Here is a 2,589-nt window from a genome sequence, read left to right as displayed (position 1 = left end):
TGGATTGGCTCGTCCTCTCCGACCGCTGGGTCTCTCGGGAAACCGAGAGCCCAGGTCCCGGTAAGGCCTGAACAGGGCCACCTGACGGGAGGCTGGCGGATAACGATCGCGCGGAGCGTCGGGCTTCGTCGAAACGGTATTTACTACTCACACTCCGGACGTTGTCCGGCGCTCCGCATCCCTTTCCGTCACTTCAGCGGTGGACCGCGTGAAGCGGCGAAGGCATGTCTCGATTCAAGGAAGAGGCTGGCGCTCGGCGAACAATGCTCGCACACTCGTTTGAAACGGTCGTCCAAGGCCAAGTTCCAAGCGCGATCAACGGCGCGGGGAGGAGTAAATTATGACCGACCGACGCTCATCCTGGGCCCTGGCCGCCTTCGCGGCTCCCTGCGTCCCGATCGCCGCGATGGGCCTGCCCCTGGTGGTCTATCTCCCCGAATTCTACGTCAATTCGTTGGGCCTTTCGCTGAGCGCGGTCGGCGCGGCGTTCCTGGTGGTCAAGCTGGTCGACATCATCTTCGACCCGATCCTGGGCGGCCTGATGGACCGGACCAGAACGAGGCTGGGACGTTTTCGGCCCTGGTTGATCGCCGGCACGCCGATCATCGTGATCGGCTCCTACGCGCTGTTCATGGCCAAGCCTGGCGTCGGCCCCATCTATCTCTGGTTCTGGCTGGTTGTTGTCTATGCCGGCTATTCGATGGTGGTGCTGTCACAGACCGCCTGGGGGGCGGTGCTGTCCAGCGACTATCAGGAGCGCTCGCGCGTCTATGGCTGGTGGCAGGGCGCCAATGTGCTCGGCATGATCCTGGTGCTGTGCCTGCCGCCGGTCGTCACCGGCGTCCTCAAGGGCGACCACCTGGCCAGCATCCAGGCCATGGGCTGGTTCATCGTCATCCTCGCCCCCCTGGCCACCCTCTTGGCGACCTCCATGGTCGGCGAACCCAAGGCGCCCAAGGCCGTCCACCGGGCGGGATTGAAACAGTATCTGGTGCTGCTGAAACGCCCCTCGGTCCGGCTGCTGCTGGCCGCCGACATCCTGATGGGCCTGGCGCCGGGGATCGCCGGGTCGCTGTTCCTGTTCTTCTTCGAGCGCATCAAGCATTTCGACAAGACCCAGTCGGGCCTCCTGCTGCTGGTCTATTTCCTGGCCGCCCTGGCCGGCTCGCCGATCTGGCCCGTGGTGGCCAAGCGGCTTGGCAAGCATCGGGCGATGTCGATCGCCGCGGTCATCTACGCCTTCGTCCAGGTGGCGGCTGTCATGACCCCGGCCGGCAACTCCCTGGCCGGCATGGCCGTGCTGATCCTGGCCGGCCTGCCCTATTCCGCTGCCCCTTCCCTGGTGCGCTCGATGATGGCCGATATCGGCGACGAGGAGCGCCTGGAGAGCGGCGTCGATCGCACCGGCCTGCTCTACGCCGTCGTCGCTGGGGCGATGAAGCTGGGTTACGCCCTGGCGGTCGGGGTGTTCATCCTGCTGCAGATGATGGGCTTCGACCCCAAGGCCCCGACCGCCTCGGGCGACGCGGCGCTGATCGCGATGTACGCCTTCCTCCCGGCGAGCCTTGGCCTGCTGGTGTCGGTGATCATGCTGCGCTATCCGCTGGATGCGAGCCGTCTCGCCGAGATCCAGCGCCAGCTCGCGGCGCGGGACGCGGCGGCGGGCTCGTCCACGCCAGCCGCCGAGCCCGATCCCAATGCCGTTGTCGTCCCCGCACAATGAAAACGCTGACAGCGAAGACCGGAACCCGATCTTCCGCCTGATCGAGATCATGGCCAGGTTGCGCGACCCGGACGGCGGCTGCCCCTGGGACCTGGAGCAGACCTTCGCGACCATCGCGCCCTATACGGTCGAGGAGGCCTATGAGGTCGCCGACGCGATCGAGCGGGGCGACCTGACGGACCTGAAGGAGGAGTTGGGCGACCTGCTGCTTCAGGTCGTGTTCCACTCGCGCATGGCCCAGGAGCAAGGGGCGTTCGACATTCGCGACGTCGCCACGGCGATCTCGGACAAGATGATCCGCCGTCACCCGCACGTGTTCGGCGACCACGCCTACGAGGATCTTTCAGCCCAGGTCGCGGGCTGGGAGGAGTTGAAGGCCCAGGAGCGCAAGGCCAAGGCCAAGACCGGCGTGCTAGACGACGTGCCCGCGGGACTGCCGGCCCTGACCCGCGCCGTGAAGCTGACCAAGCGCGCCGCCCGCGTGGGCTTCGACTGGCCCTCGGCCGCCGAGGTGCTGGCTAAGCTGCGCGAGGAGACCGAGGAGATCGCCGTCGAGATCGACGCCGGCGACATGGCCAAGGCGCGCGAGGAGCTGGGCGATATCCTCTTTGTTTGCGCGAACTTGGCGCGAAAACTGGATGTCGATCCGGAAGACGCCCTGCGCGCCACAAACGCCAAGTTCGCCCGCCGCTTCGCCTTCATCGAGGCGGCGCTGGCGCAACGCGGCAAGACGCCGGACCAGTCCGACCTCGCCGAGATGGACGCCCTGTGGAACGACGCCAAGGCGGCGGAGAAGGCCTAGCTGGCCGCCTGGACCATGGCGTCCGGGAACTGGCGCTCGAAGCGGCCGAGGGCCTGGCCGTCGA

General features: G+C 66.8%; 2 protein-coding genes and 1 pseudogene. 2 read left to right on the top strand and 1 reads right to left on the bottom strand.

Translation table 11 applies throughout. The annotated features are described in order from the left end of the window. Positions 1-140 (bottom strand): annotated as a pseudogene (locus VJ655_RS14340) (hypothetical protein); the annotation flags it as partial. A 200-nt stretch (positions 141-340) separates the two neighbouring features. Between VJ655_RS14340 and VJ655_RS14335 the strand changes: the two are divergent. Together VJ655_RS14335 and mazG are read left to right on the top strand one after the other, a co-directional pair. Next, the gene (locus tag VJ655_RS14335) at positions 341-1,723 is read left to right on the top strand and encodes an MFS transporter (RefSeq protein WP_324112182.1); all 1,383 of its coding nucleotides are present in this window, start codon (positions 341-343) and stop codon (positions 1,721-1,723) included. Further along, the gene (gene mazG / locus VJ655_RS14330; RefSeq protein WP_324112180.1) at positions 1,698-2,525 is read left to right on the top strand and encodes a nucleoside triphosphate pyrophosphohydrolase; all 828 of its coding nucleotides are present in this window, start codon (positions 1,698-1,700) and stop codon (positions 2,523-2,525) included. The genes VJ655_RS14335 and mazG overlap by 26 nt, the downstream gene beginning before the upstream one ends. Positions 2,526-2,589 lie beyond the last annotated feature (64 nt).

Origin of the sequence: Caulobacter sp. (assembly GCF_035254145.1) — a bacterium.
In the GTDB taxonomy this organism is placed as follows: domain Bacteria; phylum Pseudomonadota; class Alphaproteobacteria; order Caulobacterales; family Caulobacteraceae; genus Caulobacter.
Note: the sequence above shows the minus strand (reverse complement) of the source record. Positions and strands in the feature narration are given on the sequence as shown.

Bases quoted from the DNA above. Each gene is read 5' to 3' on its own strand.
- VJ655_RS14335 (WP_324112182.1), top strand. From the start codon at position 341: ATGACCGACCGACGCTCATCCTGGGCCCTGGCCGCCTTCGCGGCTCCC.
- mazG (WP_324112180.1), top strand. From the start codon at position 1,698: ATGCCGTTGTCGTCCCCGCACAATGAAAACGCTGACAGCGAAGACCGG.